Below are 3,374 nucleotides of genomic sequence, written 5' to 3'. Positions count from 1 at the left end.
GACGAAGAACTTGCTTCGCTTGCCATCGAGCGCGACGCGTTTCATGGCGAATGGAACTACCGGCTGATACCCCGGAACAATGACAAATAGCTCGTATTGTTCAAGTTATTTTTGCTTGCGTCCTTAGGGGGTTGAGAAACCCCAAAATCAGGGTACAAAGGCGGACAGGCGAGTCGGCAGCCTCGCTTTCTACGCCACCGCAGAATTGTTCCCTTCCGCGCGACATCGGCAGCCCGCTGCCCCGGTGGCAGTGCTGAAACGAAAAATTCACAACCTCTGAGGCCTTCAAGGCGCGCAGTCGGCTATCGACTTGCATCCACTGCGTTGGCGGAACCGCCAGCGGTTGCTTTGCCCCCGGCGACCATTGGTAGGCTGTCAGTCCGTGCATCGCGTTAGAGCGGTCGCAGCACATCAATCCTTCCACCAGATACCTGACACCATAAGGGACTGGGGCTACCAGCGGAATCGCCCGAACCGGAATGGCCTCGCGGCCATTGACGAGGACCACGACGTGCATGTTGGCGCTCCTTCTCGCGCTCCTTCAACGGGGTGCCGCGCCAGCCGGGTGAAGGTGCCCGGTGTTCTCCGCCGGTGATCAGCCTCGGGATAGGCGCGGCAAAACTCGATCAGGCGGCGAGTCTTTCCAGCGGCTTGATGTTCGGCCTTGGTAGTTGCTCGGCTTGCCATAGATCCCACTGGCTCTGCATCCCTATCCATAGATCGGCGGAGGTGCCCAGCCAGGCAGACAGACGCAGTGCCATACCCGCGGTGACGCCGGCCTTGCCGTTCAGCACCTTGGACAGCGTCACGCGGGAAACCTGCAACTCTTTCGCCGCTTGCGTCACGGTCATGTCTTCCGGCAGCCATTCCCGCAGCACTTCGCCGGGGTGCGCCGGGTTATGCATCCTGCTCATGCGTTTCTCCTAGTGGTAGTCCTGGTAGTCGACCAAGATCACATCGCCATCATCGAAGGTGAAGGTCAGGCGCCAATTGCCGCTGACCCACACGGACCAATGCCCCACCAGATCATGACTGAGCGGATGCAGCCGCCATCCTGATGCATTCATGTCGTCAGGACTTCGCGCCCAGTCCAGCGTCGTGAGCTGCACACGAAGCTTTCCAGCATGGTGAGGTTGAATGCCCGCCTTGCTGCATGTGCGAAAGAAGGCTTCCAGCCCCTTGTGGCGAAAGGTCTTGATCACGGCAACATTGTAAGCCGTAACTTAACGGCTAGCAACACGAAGCCACGTCGGTCGATGCCGGCCCGTTCAGCCGGACTTGACCACTCGCAAGGTGCCCGGCTCGTGTTCCGCCTGGTGCGGCACGGCTGCCTGCTCCAGAATCCAGCCTTCGATCTTAGTGTGCCACATGCGCAGCAGATCGAGCGGGCGCACACGGCAGTGCTTCTCCGCGGTCGCACTTGGCTTGTGGCCCATAATCTGCGCGGATACGCCGGCGGGGCACTCTACCCATTCCGCCAGGGTGCCGAACGAGCGGCGCAGGCCGTGGATAGAGAGCGCTGGAAGCCCAGCAGCAGCCAATGCCTTGTTGTGCATGATGCGCGGCTCCTGAAGCCTGCCAGATGCCGCGGTAGGGCTGCTGAACACCCATTCATTGCGACGCGGCAGGCCAGCCAGCATCGAGGCGACGTAGGGCGTCAGCGGAATCGTGCGCTCGCCGTCGACCTTGTCCTTGATGGTCAGCGATTTCCATTGGAAGTCGACGTCCTCCCAGCGGATGCCGGCCACCTCTTCGCGCCGGGCGCCGGTCAGCAGGGCGGTCTGCAGATAGGCGGCGATTACGGGGTTGCCGATCTGGCGCACAGCGGCGAACCACGCCGGCAATTGCTCGCGTTGCAGGCAATCGTCCCTGGCGGATTTCTTCGGCAGTTCGTCGCGGGCCAGCCGGGCACCGCAGGCATCGGCCCGCACTTGGTCGCGATACTCGAGGCGGTCCCCGCACCAGTTGAGGAAGGCACGCAGATAGCGGAACGCCAACGCGGCATGTGTGGGGCGTCTGGCGGCCTCATCTTGAAGCCATGCGCGCACGCGATCGGCGTCGATCTGTTCCAGAGGATCGGACAACAGCAGCAGAAGGCTGCCCGGCTGCGTCGTGGTGCCCTCGCCTGGTCGGCGTCCTCGGGCCTTGGGCTGCCCGCCGGCGTCAACAAGCTTCTGATGGTCAATCAGTGTACGCTCGCCCCAACGTGGCGCCCGAGCGGCAAGACAGGCTTGCCAAGCGTCGAGTGCCGGGGTTGCGATGCGCTTTGCCTCCTCGCGCTTGGCCTCGGCAGCAGCGATGCGCGCGCGCTTCTCTTGGCGCGGGTCTATGCCTTGGTCGATCATGGTTTGCAGCCGGCGCGCTTCGTCGCGGGTGGCGGCGAGTGTCCATGCTCGAACGTCGCCTATGGTCATGCGAACGGTTTGCCGGTTCAGCTTGGATTCGAAGATGAACGACTTCGCACCAGCGGTCACGCGCACCGCCAAGCGCGGCGCGTCAGTGTCCCAAAGAAAGTCTTGATCGACTCCAACGGGCAGGCTCAGGCGGCGGACGCGGTCGGGTGTCAGGCGTTCGCGGTTCATGGTGTAGCTCCGGGCTTGGCTATATGGGTGACTTGGTGTAGCCACCATGTAGCCACTTTACAGCAATCCGCTTCAACGTCAAGCAACGTGTAATTGCGGCAAATAATTGTTTTCGCGAGTTTTTGTTGCCTTCCGTTCATCCCTTTCAATGCCGAAGGATGCCTGCCTTTTCAGACTATTCATCCGTAGGTCTATGGTTCGAGCCCAGGTCGGGGAGCCAAAGAATCAAGCGATCAGGCCACTTGCAAAAGTGGCCTTTGTGCTTTCTGGGATTCCGTTGTACAGCGCATCGAGACCTTCAGACGGAAAGCGGTCGTCAAGGTGTTGGCGAGCCGCCAGGCGAACACCCACCTTGAGTAGCGGTCCATCACGGCGATTGGTGGCTGGCGGCAGGTTGCGGCTGCCAGGCGCTCAGGCAGATCGCCGCCGAGGTGGACGACAGCGGATCGCCGTCGATCAGCGCCGGCAGGATGAATGTGTCGGCGTTCCGGCCAGCCCGGCGGAGGGCGCTCGCCCATTCCTCCCAGAAAACGCCTTCGCGGCGAGCGTCGACCTCGTCCGATAGCAGCGGCAGGAAGTAGTCGCACGCGCCTGGGCAGTGTTTTCGCTGGCGTAGCGGACGAAGACCTGCGCTCCGTCGGCGCTGTCCACCGGCTTCGCCGCGGCGGCACGGTAAATTTGTTCTCCGCCCCGTTTCACGCTTTGGCGTTGCCGAGCGAGTTTTTCGTCATGCGCAGATAGTCAAAGACGAGGCGGATGTTGCGGTTCAGGTGGGCCATTTTTTGCGCGATG

At 62.0% G+C, this 3,374-nt stretch carries 4 protein-coding genes; all 4 read right to left on the bottom strand.

From position 1 onward, the window contains the following. Nucleotides 1-100: 100 nt before the first annotated feature. Nucleotides 101-517, bottom strand: coding sequence for a hypothetical protein (locus Q1L59_RS01990; RefSeq protein ID WP_300327622.1), 417 nt, complete (start codon nucleotides 515-517; stop codon nucleotides 101-103). A gap of 109 nt (nucleotides 518-626) precedes the next feature. Next, entirely contained in the window at nucleotides 627-914 is a 288-nt protein-coding gene (locus tag Q1L59_RS01985) for a HigA family addiction module antitoxin (RefSeq protein WP_287459981.1), read from the bottom strand. 9 nt (nucleotides 915-923) lie between these two features. After that, a complete protein-coding gene (locus Q1L59_RS01980; protein ID WP_300327621.1) occupies nucleotides 924-1,202 on the bottom strand; it encodes a type II toxin-antitoxin system RelE/ParE family toxin in 279 nt (92 codons plus the stop codon). Nucleotides 1,203-1,268: 66 nt separating this feature from the next. Then, entirely contained in the window at nucleotides 1,269-2,582 is a 1,314-nt protein-coding gene (locus tag Q1L59_RS01975; protein WP_300327620.1) for an integrase family protein, read from the bottom strand. Nucleotides 2,583-3,374 lie beyond the last annotated feature (792 nt).

The organism is Accumulibacter sp. (assembly GCF_029255125.1).
Classification (GTDB): Bacteria; Pseudomonadota; Gammaproteobacteria; order Burkholderiales; family Rhodocyclaceae; genus Accumulibacter.
This window is presented reverse-complemented; position numbering and strand designations above follow the sequence as displayed.